General features: G+C 67.2%; 13 protein-coding genes. 3 read left to right on the forward strand and 10 right to left on the reverse strand.

Translation table 11 applies throughout. The features are described from left to right. Position 1 precedes the first annotated feature (1 nt). The 6 genes from AX676_RS05730 to AX676_RS05755 are packed head-to-tail and all read right to left on the reverse strand — an operon-like array spanning position 2 to position 6,334. Positions 2-1,213 (reverse strand): acyltransferase family protein, encoded by a 1,212-nt coding sequence (locus tag AX676_RS05730; protein ID WP_197417058.1) that lies wholly within the window; start codon positions 1,211-1,213, stop codon positions 2-4. Between the two features lie 21 nt (positions 1,214-1,234). Further along, positions 1,235-2,122 carry a glycoside hydrolase family 16 protein gene (locus tag AX676_RS05735; protein ID WP_066480312.1) on the reverse strand — a complete coding sequence of 296 codons (888 nt, stop codon included), beginning with the start codon at positions 2,120-2,122 and terminating at the stop codon, positions 1,235-1,237. Then, positions 2,119-3,345: a glycosyltransferase gene (locus tag AX676_RS05740; protein WP_066480311.1), complete on the reverse strand. Its 1,227-nt coding sequence runs from the start codon at positions 3,343-3,345 to the stop codon at positions 2,119-2,121. Before AX676_RS05740 ends, AX676_RS05735 begins: the two co-directional genes overlap by 4 nt. Beyond that, positions 3,342-4,214: a hypothetical protein gene (locus AX676_RS05745; protein WP_066544175.1), complete on the reverse strand. Its 873-nt coding sequence runs from the start codon at positions 4,212-4,214 to the stop codon at positions 3,342-3,344. Before AX676_RS05745 ends, AX676_RS05740 begins: the two co-directional genes overlap by 4 nt. Before the next feature lie 10 nt (positions 4,215-4,224). Further along, positions 4,225-5,418 (reverse strand): hypothetical protein, encoded by a 1,194-nt coding sequence (locus AX676_RS05750; RefSeq protein ID WP_066480309.1) that lies wholly within the window; start codon positions 5,416-5,418, stop codon positions 4,225-4,227. A gap of 22 nt (positions 5,419-5,440) precedes the next feature. Beyond that, positions 5,441-6,334: a glycosyltransferase family 2 protein gene (locus AX676_RS05755; RefSeq protein WP_066480308.1), complete on the reverse strand. Its 894-nt coding sequence runs from the start codon at positions 6,332-6,334 to the stop codon at positions 5,441-5,443. A gap of 119 nt (positions 6,335-6,453) precedes the next feature. On the opposite strand from AX676_RS05755, the gene AX676_RS05760 reads away from it, so the two are divergent. After that, positions 6,454-7,554, forward strand: a complete 1,101-nt coding sequence (locus AX676_RS05760) for an acyltransferase family protein (RefSeq protein ID WP_066480307.1) — start codon at positions 6,454-6,456, stop codon at positions 7,552-7,554. A 29-nt stretch (positions 7,555-7,583) separates the two neighbouring features. Here the strand turns inward: AX676_RS05760 and AX676_RS05765 are convergent, their stop codons facing one another. Both AX676_RS05765 and AX676_RS05770 read right to left on the reverse strand, forming a co-directional pair. After that, the gene (locus AX676_RS05765; protein ID WP_082730925.1) at positions 7,584-9,305 is read right to left on the reverse strand and encodes a heparinase II/III family protein; all 1,722 of its coding nucleotides are present in this window, start codon (positions 9,303-9,305) and stop codon (positions 7,584-7,586) included. 2 nt (positions 9,306-9,307) lie between these two features. Then, positions 9,308-10,396 (reverse strand): alginate lyase family protein, encoded by a 1,089-nt coding sequence (locus tag AX676_RS05770; RefSeq protein WP_066480304.1) that lies wholly within the window; start codon positions 10,394-10,396, stop codon positions 9,308-9,310. A gap of 184 nt (positions 10,397-10,580) precedes the next feature. Here AX676_RS05770 and AX676_RS05775 point away from each other — a divergent pair, with 184 nt between their 5' ends. Together AX676_RS05775 and AX676_RS05780 are read left to right on the forward strand one after the other, a co-directional pair. After that, positions 10,581-11,945 (forward strand): hypothetical protein, encoded by a 1,365-nt coding sequence (locus AX676_RS05775; RefSeq protein WP_066644515.1) that lies wholly within the window; start codon positions 10,581-10,583, stop codon positions 11,943-11,945. 210 nt (positions 11,946-12,155) lie between these two features. Next, complete coding sequence (locus AX676_RS05780) at positions 12,156-13,214, forward strand: acyltransferase family protein (protein ID WP_066480300.1); 1,059 nt, start codon at positions 12,156-12,158, stop codon at positions 13,212-13,214. Here the strand turns inward: AX676_RS05780 and AX676_RS05785 are convergent. Together AX676_RS05785 and AX676_RS05790 are read right to left on the reverse strand one after the other, a co-directional pair. Continuing rightward, positions 13,195-14,433 carry a hypothetical protein gene (locus AX676_RS05785; RefSeq protein ID WP_066480298.1) on the reverse strand — a complete coding sequence of 413 codons (1,239 nt, stop codon included), beginning with the start codon at positions 14,431-14,433 and terminating at the stop codon, positions 13,195-13,197. The two genes, AX676_RS05780 and AX676_RS05785, sit on opposite strands and share 20 nt — an antisense overlap. Then, a complete protein-coding gene (locus AX676_RS05790; RefSeq protein WP_066480296.1) occupies positions 14,430-15,695 on the reverse strand; it encodes a lipopolysaccharide biosynthesis protein in 1,266 nt (421 codons plus the stop codon). The genes AX676_RS05785 and AX676_RS05790 overlap by 4 nt, the downstream gene beginning before the upstream one ends. Between the last annotated feature and the right edge of the window lie 121 nt (positions 15,696-15,816).

The raw sequence follows: 15,816 nt of genomic DNA on the forward strand, positions 1-15,816 counted from the left end.
GTCAACCCGCCTTCCCGGCATCGCGACCTGCGGTTGCCGGCACCATGCCCTGTCGCGCCCGGCGTCCGGCGATCTGCGCGCCCAGCCGGATCATCGGCCGTTCGAGGGCGATGTGCAGGATCGCAGCCAACGCCAGCGAGGCCGGAACGACGATCGCCGCAAGGGTCAGCGCGGCCAGCGCGGTATCGGCGCTGATCGTGTCCCGCAGCAGGAACAACGTGACCTGGAGCACCGGCCAATGCGCCAGATAGATGCCGTAGGAGCGCGCGCCGACCCAGCGCGCCGCCGCCGATCCGAACATCGCCGACCAGATGCGCGCCGCCGCGCGATCGACGGCGGTGGTCCGCTCGACCGCACCACGGCCAGCCAGAAATGCATAGAAGGCGACCCACAGCCCGATAGCCGCGAGTGCCGGCACCGCCGCGGCCAAGGCTACGCCGACGAGGGCGGCGGCAACCGGCGAAAAGCGGATCCGGACGGCGCGCTCGAACAACAGCCGGCTGGCGATCCCGGCGAGGAAGAGATGCGCGGCGGCCGAGAAGACGCTCATCAGGCGGTAGTCGCCCAACAGGCCCACCTGCTCGACGACGACCGCGCCCAACAGCAGCGCGACCATGATCGCCGCGCGACGCCGGTCGGCCAGCCAGCCGATCACCACCGGCGCGATCAGATAGAATTGCCATTCGAGGCTGAGGCTCCACGCCGGGCCGAGCATGACCGCCGAGGAATAGGGCAGCACCGAATCGGGCACGATCCCCTGGAACAGCAGCAGGTGGAGGAGGAGATGGACCGGGAACGCATCCTGCTGGCTCTGATAGGTGGCGACCAGCGTGTCGCGATAGGCGAAGCCGGGGTCATCGGCCCATGGCACCGCCATCACCGCCTGCGCGCCGAGTGCGGTCGTCGCTATCCCCGGCAGCACCAATGCCAGATAAAGCGGAAACAGCCGAAAGGCGCGCCGGACCAGATAGCCCGAATAGGGTTCGCGCCGCATCGCGAGCAGATGGGTTACGACGAACCCGCTGACGATGATGAACAGCTCGACCGCCAGATGCGCGACGCCACCGCTGGACGCGAGCAGGGCAAAGCGGGCGTTGAGCCCGGTATACTGGACGACGTGCCAGCCGACGACCGCAAAGGCCAGCCACGCGCGCAACCCTTCGATTTCGTCGAAACGGACGGCGCGCGGCAACCCTGCTGCATCACTGGCCACCAGGCCCCTCCCCCGCGTGCATCACCGCGCCGCTCCGGCGTCGCGCAGCGCATAGGCACGAACCCAATCGATCTTCATCCGCGCCGGAAACCGGGTGCGGGCATCGGGCGCGCCGGGCCAGTCGCCGCCGATCGCCAGATTGAGCAGCATATAGGCGGGGCGATGAAAATCGGTGTTGGCGGTGCGGCGCACCTCGCGCGAATCGACGTACCAGACGATCTGTGTCGGGGTGACGAGCACGCCGTAATCGTGCGGCTGATCAACAGGCGCGGTGTCGATACGCGCCCCGTCGGCAACCTTCTTGCCCCCGACATCGCGGTGGACCGTCGCATAGATTTCGTTGTTCTTGCCGATATTCTCGAAGATATCGAGCTCCTGCTGGCCATCGGCGACCGGCCAGCCCCGTTCGACGCGCGGTTCAGGAAGCAGCCAGAATGCCGACCACAGACCCTGGCCGACCGGCATGGTCACGCGGGCCTCGAAATAGCCGTAACGCTGGCGGAACGAACGCTCGGTGGTGATCAGGCCGGACAGATAGGGCAGCGCATGGGTGCGCGGGTCTGACCGATGCGGATTGGGACGTCCGGCGATGGTCAGACTGCCCCTGCTCCATTCGAACGCGCCAAGATTGTCGTAGGGATCGCCATAATATTGCAGCTCGCGATTGGGACGCAGCGTGCGGCTTTCCCAGCCCTTGGGCGAAGCGCTGTCCTGGATGCTGAAGAAGAAGTTGGTTTTCCACCGTCCCGCCGGCCGCCGCACCGGATGATAGAAATCGGGCGGCGTGTCGAAGGTCTCCTCGAACCGCAGGACAAGCTGACTGCGGTCGAGCATGGGGCCGGGCGCGCCGGAAGCGCCGCTGTCGCTCAGGAACAGCCCGGCAACCGCGAGCGCGATGCGCCCCTTCATGCCGATTGTGCCATCACGTCGGCCCTTTCCTCTTCCAGCCCGAGGACCCTACGCCATTTGCGCGCGAACACATCCGGTGCATGGACGTGCTGCACATAATCAAAGCCGAACCGCGCGGCGACGGCGAAGCGATCGCGAAACGCCTCCGGGTTCCGGATGATCGCGATCAGTTCGTCCTCGCCGTCGCAGACCAGCGGATAATCCCCGATCGGCATCGCCTCGAACGTGATCGCATTGCCAATCACCGGCGCGCCATGGGCAAAGGCCTCGAGCACCTTGGTCTTGATGCCGCCGCGCAGCAGCGACGGCGTCAGCAGCACGCTGCGCCCGTCATAGGCATCGGCGATGTCGTCGATATAGCCCAGCGCACGCACCCCGTCGGGCAGCGGGGTGGTCCGCTGGCGCCGGCCGATCAGCACCAGTTCGACCGGTGGCCGCTCGCGCGCCCACAGATCGGTCAGATAGTCGATGGTCAACCGGTTCTGGGTGAGCGTGTCCGTACCGGCAAAGATGAACCGGACCGGACCGGGTTCAAGCGTCGGGTTTCGGCCGGTCGGCGTCACCATCGGCAGGATGCTGACGCGCGTTGCCGGCCCGTCGCCGCGCATTTCGGTCAGGTCTTCCGACGAAACAAGCACGACCGCGTCGGCCAGATGCGTGATCGCCGCCTCGACCCCCGGCAGGGTCCGCTCCTCATAGCGCAGGATCATCCGCCCGACCCCGCCGGTCAGCCAGCGCACGAAGGTCGGCGGCAGTGCCGCGGTCAGATAGCCGGCGGAAAGAGGAAAGCGGCCCTCGCGCAACAGCCGGACACGCCGCGACATCAGGTCGTCCAGGTCGACGACGATCCGCTTGTCGGGATAAACTTTCCGCAGCCGGCGCAGCAGCGCGAAGGTACGCACGCCATCCAGATAGATGGTCGTGGCCTCCGGATCGATCGCCGCGATCGCGCGCCGGACGGCGCCGGGACTGGCATAAAGCACGCACTGCAGCGGCAGGACAGGGTGGCGGAACAGGCTGCAGAACCACGCCCACGCAATCCCAAGCATCGCGGTCGCGCTGCCGATCGCGGGGGGCAACAGATGTTCGCGCACGTCGGCGACCTCGCGCACGGCGGCACGCACGGCGATCGCCACGCGCAGCCGGCCCGCCATTGCCTGGCCGTCGATCGGGCGGGTCCAGATCATCTGGACGATCGGGCGGGCGCGCGCGGCGCGGCTCATCGTTTCACCCTCGCGGCGATCCTTGCCAGCGGCCCCAGAAACTGCGCCGCATAGTCACCCATCGCATTGTAGCGCGTGGCGTGGCGATACAGCATCTCGCGCCGCGGAAGCGTCATCTCGGCAAAGTCCGCCGCCCGCCCCAGACTGAAAAAACCCCCGTCCCCCCGAAGCGCCAGATTCGCCTCGACCGGCGCGAGTTCGAGCGGATAGCCCGCGATCGGGCGACGACAGGGTCGCGACGAAACGAGGTGCAGGTCGGGGTCGATCGCCTCCGCCCCGGTGCGGCCCCACAGGTCGATCCGCACCGCCAGCCCCGCGAGTGCCGGATCGAGCCGCGCCGCAGCCGCCGGCGCAAGCTCGTACGACGCATCATAACATGCAACCGCGCCATCGAGCGCGTGAAGGCGCCAGGCCCGGTCGCCGACGGCGAGCATCGCGTGAAGCCCGCGACCCGTCGCAAAGGCAAGCGGACTTGTTGGCGCGATCAGATACTGGCCGGAAGCCGTCAGATAGTCGGACCAATCCTCCCCCGTCACGCCGCCGTCGCGCGCACGAGCGGCCTGTGACGGGGTCACCAGAAGCGCGACCTGACGCCCCGACCGAAGGTAGAGCGTGTCAGCGCCGTCGGGAACGGGCGTGAACGGCACGCGGTCCGCCGACCGCCAGCGCGGAAGCCCCAGCGTCGCCCCCGCCACGCCCGGCGCGTCGGCAATCGCCAGCACGGCGTCGAGATAGGAAGACAGATGAAGCGCGAACACCGCGTCGGGCGCGTGCAGCAGCACCGGCGTGGTGCTGCCCGCGACTTCATCGAGCGCGCGGTGCCAGTCCCCGGCCGCCACCGCACGTCGCGGGCATTGACCGCGCGTCATGATCTTCAGTTCACTCCCCAATTGCGGCCTGCCGGCGCGCGCGCGCCAGTTTGCGGATCAGAATTTCGGTCTGAACCGGCTTCAACATCTGAAACATCATTGCGTTGCCTGGCCGTCCGACCTGGGTCGCGCGGGCGAGCGCCCAGCGGCGTCCCAAGGACATGGCGGAAAAGTGATCGCGCGGCGCCAGGGTGAAGAAACTGCCGGGCACACCCGCGATGATCGATGCCACCGCCGGCGCATCGGAAACGAGCCCGAAGCGCAGCCTCCCCCGCCGGGCGGGCCGCGACGACAACAGGTCGGGACGCGTCAGCGCCGCCGCAGGTTTGACCCCATAGAGATCGACGTCGAAATCCGCGTCCGCCAGCGCCGGCTGCAGCGCGCGCAGCGTATCGGGTTCGGGCTCGTAGAAGATGTCGTAGCGTGCCAGCGACTGGTCGAGCGCGGGCAGCCGCCAGTCGCGCGCGCCCACGTCCATCGCGGTCTGATAGATGCTGACCGCACGCTTGGTGTTGGTGCCGGGGCGCGCACGGTTGGTCGTCAGCGACGCGCGCGGGTACACGAAGTAGCGGCCGGTCATGGCCAGATACTTCATGTAGAAGCGCTTCCAGCTATTGTCCCGCCACGCCTCGAGCTGGCGCGGGACGCCGTCGGTGACGCGGATCGGATCGCGCCCGTACCGGGCATACCATTGCCGGAAGAGTCGCCATTGCGACGCGGTCCACGCCTGGCCCCAGGATGCGGCGACCTGCATGAAATAGACGTCGCTGCCGTCGTCGATCGGCTCGAAGTCCATGTTGTTGAACTCGTTGATCCGGTAATGATAAAGCGAGATGCCCGCGATCCGGTCGTCCGCGCCGAACCGGTCGATCGCGCGCTCGACATAGGCGTACAGGTGCGGCGCGGCGAGCAGGTCGTCCTCAAGCACAATGACCGCGCCATATTCCTCGCTCAGATCGCCGCAACTCAGGATATGATTACGTAAACCAAGCCGCTGCGGATGCCGGATGACCCGTTTCGGACCATGCGGCCATTCAAAAGCGTCGGCGACCTCACCGGGTCGGGGATCGCCCGACAGGTCCAGGCTGATGACCAGCGGAACGCCGTCGGGATAGGTGCCCGCGCGCAACGCGGTCAGCAGGCCGGCAAGCGCATCCGGGCGATCATAGCCGACAATGACAAGGGCGGGGGTCGCGCCGCTCAACCTGCACCTGTTTCAAACATGATCACCGCCATAATGCCCCCCCGCAGTCGCGAATATAGGCGACGGCGCGCGGCGACAGCGGATTTCGCCGTGGCCGGTCGGAACGGGCCAGCCATCGGACGAACCGTGCGATCGCCGTGCCGATACTCACCTGTCCCTTCACGCGGTAGGCGATGTAGGGCGTGAACAGAAGATAGTTGGCCAGGATGTGCGGGAACGGCATGTGCAGCCAGGACATGATGTACTTGTTGACCAGCCGGTCGGTCTGCACCGCGCGCGTCGGCCGCCGCCCGGACGGATGTTCAAGCTCCTCGACCACCACGGCGGGCGAATAGCGGATGGTCCAGCCGGCATTGATCAGCCGGTAGGAAAGCTCGATTTCCTCCAGCCCATAGAAGAACTGGTCCGAAAACCCGCCCACCGCCCGGATTGCGGCGGTGCGAAAACCGACACAACCGCCGACGAATCGAAAGGTCATGAATTCGCGATCCAGGTCGACGTCCTTGCGGGTGTGCGGGATCAGGTCGACCCGGCGCGTATCCGCGCCGCGGACATGCTTGGCGATCGTGACCGCGCCAAGCCGGGGATCGGCGTCGAACAGGGCGCCAAACACCGCCAGCGGATCACTGCTTTCCACCAGAACATCATCGTCGAGCACGATGACGATGTCACCTTGTGCCGCAGCGATGCCGATGTTCCGCGCTGACACACCCTTGTTCACGCCGTCCCAGAAATACCGGGTCGCCGCGAAACCTTCGAGCAGCCGTTCACGGTCGGCGCGATCCGGGTTGTTGTCGACCAGCAGGACTTCGTAATCGGCCCGCGCCGCCACCTTTTCGCGGAGTCGCGCCAGCGTCTCCGCGAGCACCGGGTCGCGCGCGAAGGTCAGGATAACGATTGAAAAACGCGGAGTCATCGACAATGACCGGCCTCTGCCTGCTCACTGCGCGCGAGCCCTAGCTTGTTGCAACTGCGAACGCAATTGTGCCACCCCGGCGCATCAGAGGCCGGGATAGAGGGATTCTGCCGACCGCCATGCCAGCCGCCGACCGCACGATCCGCAACCTCCAGGCATTGCGCGCGGTCGCCGCGTTCATGGTCGTGCTGTATCATGCGCGCCTGCTCACCCCGTTCGGTCAGCGGGTGTCGTTCGATTTCGGCAATGCAGGCGTCGACATCTTCTTCCTGATCAGCGGCTTCATCATCGCGCACGTGACGCGTGGCGATGCACCCGAAAGCGGTTTCGTCTTTCTGCTGAAGCGGGCGATCCGCGTCATCCCGCTCTACTGGCTGCTGACGCTCGCGCTGTTCGCGGCTGCCCAGGTGGCGCCGCAGCTGGCCGGCAGTGGCGGCAAGCCGGGCGTCGTCGAGCTGGCGAAATCGCTGCTGTTCGTCCCCTATGTCGATGCGAGCGGCGAGCGGCACCCCATCTTGTTCATGGGCTGGACGCTCAACTACGAAATCTTCTTCTACCTGCTCGGCGGCGCAGCGTTGATGTTGCGGCGCGAAATCGCCCGGATCGCCGCGATCAGCGCGGTGTTGGGGGCGCTCGTTCTTGCCGGCTTCGTCCTGCGTCCGGAAGGCGCGATCCTCGCGACCTATACCGACCTGCTGATGATCGAATTCGCCATCGGCATGTGGCTGAACCTGGCCTTTCGCCGCACGCCGATGCGCGCGAGCGGGCGCGGTTACCGACTGGCCAGCATGGCCCTGTGCATCGCCGGCATGGCGCTGTTGATCGCGGGCGATTATTTCTGGCCCGGGCTGGTCCGCGAAGTGAAGTGGGGGGTGCCCGCGATGATGATCGTCGGCGGCGCGCTGGCGCTCGAACATGGCGGCGCGACCGCGCGTTCGCGCGCGCTGATGCTGATGGGCGAGGCGAGCTACGCGGTTTATCTGACACACGCCTTCGTCATCAAGGCGGTCAGTATCGCACTGGGCCTGGCCGGCCTCGCAACGATGTCGTGGGGGCCGTCGGTATTGATCCTGCTCGGCGTCTACGCGCTCGTCGCGGCGGTGGGGATCGCGGTCCACCTGGCAATCGAAAAGCCGTTGACGCAGGGGCTGCGCGCACGCGCGCTCCGCGACCCTCCCGCGCCCGCGTCGCGCGCACGCACCGAAGCAGCGGGAAGCTAAGCGCACCGACGGACGCCCGCAACCGCGAGCTAGGTGCGCGCGATCGGTTCGAACTCGAAGCGGATTTCCATGTGGTCGCCCTGTGGGCGGCAGCGAAGCTCGTGCGCGTCTTCCACCACATTGTAGCGGCGCGACCATTGGCCGGGCACGATTTCGAGCGTGCCGCCGATGACGGTCATCCGCACGCGATGTGCGGTGCCGACCAGTTCGACACCATCGGCACCGTGCGCACCGATCCGCCAGGCGTCGGGGACCAGCAGCCGCGTCATCCGTTCGCCCGCGCCGCGATCCCAGCGGTCGCGCAGCGACAGCCCGTCCGGAGTCAGCACGACCTCGCGCGCGACACCGATTCCGGCAAATTCCAGCGCGCCCGATGCCGATTGCATCGCGCCGTCGGTGGCGAGCAGCCGCGCCGCCGCGCGCCGGCCGACCTTGAACGAGCCGAGATATTCGACCGGCTTTTCGCCGACGATCATCGGGCCATTGTGCCGATCCCAGGCGCGCAACCGGTCGCGCTCCGCCCCGGCGGAATAGCGGTAGGTTCCGGGGTCGACGATCAACCGCTCGCTGCCCAGGCTGACCTCGACGCTCAGGAAATCGGCGTGACCATGCCCCGGATTGCTGTCGATGCCGATCGGCCCGGCATCGAACAGGACGACAGCCGCGCCGGAGGCCAGCCGGACATAACCGGCATCGCGCATCGCATGAAAAGCGGGCGGCGCGATGGCGGGCACGACCACCGGCGCGGGCGGCACCTCGTCGAACCAGCCATCGTTCATCATCGACGGATGGCCGTCGCCCAGGCACAACGCGGCGAAGGCGGTTTCGACCGCGGCGAGCCGGTCCGCAAGCAGCGCGCGCTGGGCCGGCGTCCACAGATCGACAGCGGACAGCACCCGCAGACTCTGGACGCACAATCCCTGATACATCGGACAGCGCTCTCGCTGGACGCCGTCATCACCAAAGGAATCCCGCACGATCGCATCGAACTGGCCGCGCAATGCGCGTGCGACCCCGTCGGGCATCTGGCCCGCCGCCAGCGCATAGAGCGCCAGCGCCGACAGGTTGCGCTCAAGATGATTGCAGCCGAGCTCGGTCTCGAGGTTGCGCAGCAGATAGGCGACCTGCACGCGCAGAAACCGCTCGACCACCTGCCATGCCGGGGTGCCGACCAGTGCGCGGGGCAGCCGGATCAACGTCGCGGCCAGCGCCAGCGTGCGCTGCGACACGGCATAGGGGTGCCACAATTCGCCGAAGTCCGCGCGGCTTTCGAAGCGTGCGGCTGCATCAAAGCCCGTGACGAGTTCGGCGGCGAATGCCAGCCCCTCGGCCGGCTGGGCGTCGGCGACCGCGCAGACATAGCCCATGAACGCCAGGTTGGACCGCCACAGTTGATGGTTTCCCTCATCCATCGCGATCCGCCAGTCGATCGCCCCGACCCCGCCGAAATCATGCGTGCGATTGAGGAAAGTGAATCGCCCGGCCAGGCACTGCGGCACATTCTTCGCGTGCTTGGCACCGAAAAAGGTCGCGACCGTCGCAGCGGCCGCCCGCGCCGCCGGCGACGGTGCAGCGGCGATCGCGGGCAGTGCCGCCGCCTCGCGCGCCAGAACCGCCCGATAGGCCGTCGCGCGTCGCGGAACCCACCGGTCGCGCACGCGCCGGCGCAAATGCCCGAGCAGCATGTGTGGCGGTACGTACGCGATGGCGCGTGCCGCAATGGTAAGGCGGTCGAATCGCGAGCGGTTCATGGTCAAGGTCGCGGCGTCGCCGTCGTGTGCGAGGCGAGCAGCGTGATGTCGCCACCGATTTCCGCGTTTACCAAGGGGCGATGCGTCAGGATCGCGCCGCCACCCGGCTCGCCCGGAAACCGCCGACCGTAATATTCGTACCACGCGACCATCTGGCCAAAAAATGCCCCGCGCGGGTCGACAAAGGGCAGCTGCTTCGCGCCCGACAGCGACGCCATGCGCGACGGATCGCCGATGCTTCCGGTCGCAAAGCGCACCAGCCGCCGCAACGCACCGCCATGATCGCGATACAGATCGACGCGATCGATCAACGCCAGTTCTGCGGTCATCACCAGCGGGGTCGCCGCGTAGAGATGATAGTGGCGAGCGCGTTCGCCGCGTGCCAGTTCGAGCGGCAGCGCGCCCTCTGCATTGACCTGTGCCAGCCCGATCCGCGCCGACGCCAGCGCCCAGTCGCGCAGGCCGCGATCCTGCGTCACCCGCCCGACCGCCATGGCCGCGAGTCCGGCCCAGTAGCGGTGATTGTTGCGCGCGGTCGTGTTGGTCAGTCCGTCGTGATGGCGGCGCAGATCGTCAGCCATCCGCGCGAACCAGGCGAGGATGCGCGGACGCGGATCGTCCCCCGCGATCTCCAGCCGGGCCACCTGCGCATAGGCGAGCGCCCAGCCCGACAGATTGACCGCGCGCACGAACTGCGCGTCATGGGTCAGCATTCGCTGCATGGCGTCGGCGCGCGCCCATTGGTCGAGCCAGCGCAGCACGCACGCGCCCGATGCCGTGTCGCGCCCCTGGCTGCGGACGTAGCGGTTGGCATAGGTCGCAGTGCGACGGGTCAGATCGACCAGCGGGGCAATCTGCGCGCGCCGGATCGCCTCGCGTGCGTCGTCCACCTTGGAAAAGGTCGCGTCGCCCGTCTGGTAACTGGTCTGATTGGCCAGCGCGATCAGGGGTTCTGGCGCGGCGGCGCATGCGACATGGTGTGCGAGAATGCGGCCGGCCGGTGATGGCGCGACGGCCGCTTCTGCGGTAGGTGCGGCCAATACGGCCGACAGCCCCGCTACGACCATGCGGGTACTCAGATGCAACGCCATACTCCCGTTCCCCTCGCTGGAGACCCAATGCCCGGCCTCATTAGCCAAGGAGATCGCCCGGGTCACGACCGATCTTGTGCAAGTGCGAAAGGATGTGGGATAAACCCGATGGACGCCGGTCAATGCCGTACGGGCGCTTCACTGCCCGAAGGGACCGGTCCGGAATGATGACGGAAGTGACGAAATGATCGTTTCGACTGCTGGTCCAGGAGCACCGCGTCCGGCGCGGCCGTCGACGGCGCTCGTGTTGCACGGCGGATCGGCACGGCGCGGCGAGGGCGCGGGAACGGCGGCACAGCGCGCGACGCTCTATGCGTTCGCCGCGATGCTCTTCACGCTCATCGTCCTGCAGAAATTCGGGGTTCCGGCCGCCGGCACGGTTGCGAGCTTCAGCCTGATCGGCTTTTCGCTGTCGCATCTCTATCTGGTCTTCCGGGGGGTATTGAAGCTCAATCCGGTCCGCCTGATCCTGTATTCGCTGTTTCTGGTGAGCGCGATCGTCAGCCAGTTCTTCGCGACGCTGCCGCCGTCGTTCCCCAGCCTGTTGCTGGTCGCGCTGATCTATTTCATTTGCTGTTTCGAGATTCAGTGCAGCAGGGAAACCTATCTAAAATGCCTCTCGATGTTCCAGAACGCGATCGTCGGGGTATGCGGCCTGACGCTGCTCCAGCACGCCATCCAGATCGTATGGTCGGCGGATTACTGGATCAATCTGGACGAGCTTATTCCGCCATCCTTTCGATACGTGCAGTTCGTCTATCTTCAGCCGCTTGAATGGGGTTCGAGGTTCTACAAGCCCAACGCCTATTTCTTTCTGGAAGTGTCGATCCTCTCGCAATTCGTCGGGATGGCGCTGCTTATCGAGGTAATCTGGTTCCAGCGGCTGTGGCGCCTGGCGCTGTACAGCGTGGTCATGCTGTCGGCATTTGCCGGCACCGGGCTGTTGCTCGTCCTGTCGGCGATGCCGCTGGTCCTGCTCCGCACGTCGCCGCGGGTCGCGGGCCTGCTGGCGGCGGCACTGCTGATCCTGCCCCCGGCGGTCTTTCTGTCGGGCTGGTACGAGGCGGTCCAGCATCGCATCACCGAACTGAACCGACCGAATACCAGCGGCAACCAGCGGTTCGTCGCCCCCGTCATCGAAATGCGCGAATTCTACAAGCGACCGGAAGCGATCTATTCGGGGAAGGGTGCGGGCAACATCCTTCAGAACCCGGACATCGTGTGGTGGTCGCTCGCCAAGGTCAGCGTCGAATATGGCCTGATCTCGACGGTGCTGTTCCACATCTTCCTGATCCACATGCTGTTCTCGCGAACGCCGACGCGACGGCTTGCGCTCGGGTTGCTGGTGTCGTTCGTGTTCCTCAACGGGTCGTTGGCGGTGCCGGTCAACGGCTTCATCTGTTACCTGCTCGCCGGGCTGCTGCGCCCCGACCTTTCGATCCGGCGCCTCAATCCGGGCGGCCTGTGGGCCACCGCATTCGACCCTAGACGCTACGACCAGGACGGCGTGGCGCGCGGGTCGATTCCGCAGCGCAGCGCAACCGGCTAGCGCGGGGCGCGGGGTTCCGTTTCATCGGAACGGGTCGGCGCTCGCCCGCTTCGCGGTGAACGGTGTCGGGTTCAGGTCGGGAAGCCCGCGCGGTGCGGCCCGAGCGGCTGCCATCCCCCCGGCGATCCGCTATTGCCCGCGAGATGGCAGCCGAACATCGCGCGGTTGCCCAGGCGCGTTCGCCTGAACAGGGTTGAGAGGTCGGCGTAGATGACCCAGTCCAAACCGAAGCAATTCGTGTCGGTCCAGTATCTCCGCGCACTGGCGGCGATCATCGTCATCCTGCACCACGCGCGGAACCCCCGGCCGTGGCTGTTCAACCCGGTGCCCGACCTGGGCATCGGCCAGGCGGGCGTGGACATCTTCTTCATCATCAGCGGGTTCATCATGTATGAATCGGCGCGCGGCGAGGCACCGGCGGAATTCGTACGGCGACGGATCGTCCGCGTGGTGCCGCTCTACTGGATCGCGACCCTCCTGACGTTGCTGGTCGCGGCGGGCTCCCCGCTGACCTGGGACGGAAGGATCCTCGGCGATCTCGTCCAGTCGCTGCTGTTCATCCCGCATTACAATCTGGAGCATCCCGATCGGATCTGGCCGGTGCTGATCCCCGGCTGGACGCTCAATTTCGAGATGTTCTTCTATCTGCTGTTCGCGATCGCGATCGCGACCCGCCGGCTGCTCGTCTCGATCAGCGCGACGCTTTGCGCGCTTGTCGCGGCCGGGCTCGCATTCCGGTTCGAGAACCCCATCCTGCTGACCTATACCGATCCGCTGATCGCCGAGTTTTTGATGGGGATCCTGTTGGCGCGCTATCGCGAAAAGCTGGCGCATCCGCCGGCGATGCTGCTGTTGCCGGTCGGGATCGCGGCACTGGCGGCAAGCGCCGCCGTGATGGGCCCGCGCGTCCTGTCCTGGGGACTGCCTGCATTCGCAATCGTGGCGGGCGCGCTGGCGGTCGAGGCCAATCACCGGCTGCCGCGCGTGCCGCTGCTGTCACATCTGGGCGACGCGAGCTATTCGATCTACCTGTTTCAGATCATCGTGGTCGCTGGAATGGGACGCGTGCTCCGGCTGTTGCCGCTTACCGGTCCGGTGCAGTTCGCGGCGATGGTCCTCGGCAGCCTGGGTGGCGCAATCGTGATCGGGCTGATCGCGCACCATGCGATCGAGCGCCCGCTCCACCGCGTGCTCAATCGTCGACGCAGGCGCCCCGCGCCGGAAAGCGCCCCGCCGCACGTTGCACCAGTCAGCCTGACCGCGCGTTGATCGTCGCAAACAGGTCGACGATCACGCGGCCGCGATCGCGCCAGTCGAAGGCACCGTCGCATGCCGCGAAGGCGCTTTCCTGAAACGCATTCAGGCGCGGCAGGTCATCGACAAGCGCCACCGCCAGTCGCGCGAGTTCGGGGAGCGTCGGCGCTTCGGCGAAGTCGCGATCGGCCGCCAGCGGCAGGCCGTCGATCGCGCCGTCAAGTCCCGCCAGCGGCACGCGCGCGAAGACGAGATCGAGCAGGCGGAGCTTGACTCCGCGCCCGACGAAATCGGGGATGACGCCCAGCCGGCAGGTCTGGAGATGCGCCACGAGATCGTCGACATAGCCGCGGATCGTGACTTCGGGAAAACGCTGCGCGATATCGTCGCGCAGGCCCGCGTCGAGCGCGCCGATGACTTCCATCTCGACCCCGGCCGCCGCGATGATCGCCGCCGATTCCGCCAGCCACCGCAGCAGCACCTGTTGCTTCTGCTGAGATCCGCGCCCGCCCAGCAACGCGATGCGGCGCGGGACCGATGCGTCGATGACACGCGCGGCGACGCGCGGCCCGGCATAGCCGGGCGTGGTCGTGACGAAGCGCTTGTCGGGTGCCTGACGGGCATAGAGCGCGGCTTCGGAAGGGTTGATGACACTGATCGCGTCGCTTGCCGCCACCACGCGCTGTTCCCAACGGGCGACTTTCGCACCGTCGACGCGCAGCGCCGCCTGACGCAGCGCCCCGCCGCCATAGGCGCGGTACTTCTCGGCACGCGCCTCCGCCTCGAACTCGTGCGACAGATAGAGCACCGGCAGCCTGCGACCCGCGCGGCGCTGCCCATCGATCGCGGCGAGCGCGTGCGCACTGCCGAGATGATCGAGCACGACCCCGTCCCACGCTTCGCGCAGCAGCCGATCGAGCGTGGCCCGATAGGCCGGCGTCGCGCCGCGCCACACGATGTTCGGCATGGCCGAAGCGAGCGATCGCGCCGACGCCGCGCGAGCGCGCGGTACGATGCGCCAGTGCACGCCGTGCGCGTCGAACGATCCCGGCTCGACGGCACCGTTGCTCGCCGCGAGCACCGTCACATCGGCGGCCTGACCCAGCGATTCGATGACGCCGGCCGAATAGACCATGTCGCCGCCGGTCGCGGGCAGATAGGGATAAGTGCGGGTGAGATAGAGCAGACGCGGCTTTCGTGTGCCGGAAGCGTCGGTGGAACCGGGACCCATCATGCGCGATCCTCCGATGAAGCGGCGTCGCCCGTCTGCGTCCGCCAACGCCCGGCAGCAATGCGTTCGGCGACGCGCAGGTTGGCAAGGTTCAGCGCATGGGTCGCGAGCAGCGCGACGCACGCACCGATCAGGCCCCATGGCTGGGCCAGCGCCAGGCTGGCGATGGCGACGACGGCGGCGATGATCCGCGTGACGAGCAGGGTCCGGCTTGCGCGCAGCACGATCAACAGCGTCTCCGAAGGCTGGTTCATGCAGATCAGGAAAAAGACGAGCGCCAGCCCGCGCACCGCATTCGCCTGTCCGACATAGCGGTCGCCGAAGGCGAGCGTCAGCAGCGGCTCCGCAAACAGGATCAGCGCGCCGAGATAGGTGCCGGTGATCAGTGCGAGCAATTTGCGGGTCTGGCCAATCGAGCGGAACAGGCCGGGCAAACCCTCGCTCGCCAGCGCGCGCGCCGCGCGCGGCTTGTCGAGCGAGTCGACCGCGGTGACCATGCTGATCGCCGGGTTGGTCAGCGTCCGCGCCGCGGTGAATGCCGCGGCCGCACCCGCACCGCCGAAAATGCCGACGAAGACGACCACCGAACTGTTGTAGACGGCGTAAGGGATGTTGGTCATCGCCTGCCAGAAGGCGAAGCTGCGGTTCGCCCACCAGAGCCTGAAGCCCGCCGCGACATCGAATCGGCCGGGGGGTGCTGCCCACGTCGCGGTCGCCGCGCCGCCGATCCCCGCGACCACCCAGGCCATCGCCCCGAGCAGCGGCGTCGCCCCGCCGCGCGATGCCAGCACCGCGGCGGCGACGCCCAGGTTGAGGAGGAGGTAGACGGTGGACGCCAGCGCCGCGGTCGCGGGCAGCCGACGCTGATAGAGCACCCGCCGGCCGAATTCGAACAACAGCAGCGGCGGGCTGACGAGAACGGTCAGCGCAATCCCCTGAACCAGCCAGGGGCTGTCCCCCGCAACCTGTGCGGTCGCCGCCGCGATGACCGCGAGAATCGCCGCGATGACGACCAGTGACAGCAGGTTGAACCACCACCAGCGGCCCTCGACCGCAACGGCATCGTCGGTGCCCGACGCGTCGAGGATGAAGGGCAGCACGATCGCGGTCCGGTGCATGCCGAGGACGAAATAGTGGACGCCCAGCATCGTGCCGATCGCGGCGAAATCGTCGGGGACGAGTGCGCGCGCGAGCAGGATGTTGACCGCGACATTGGCGACACCCTGAATCCCCTGCTCGGCGAAGGACGCCAGGCGATTCTGCATCGCAGCAATCTTCCCACCGCCGGGAAAGCGCCGCAGGTTCCGATTAATCCACTCGTCAAAGCCCTGCATTGCGTCTCCACATGCGGGACGCGACGGTTCGCGCGCCCCCTAAGCGCGTGGC

Origin of the sequence: Sphingomonas sp. CCH21-G11 (assembly GCF_001555965.1) — a bacterium.
Taxonomy (GTDB): Bacteria; Pseudomonadota; Alphaproteobacteria; order Sphingomonadales; family Sphingomonadaceae; genus Sphingomonas.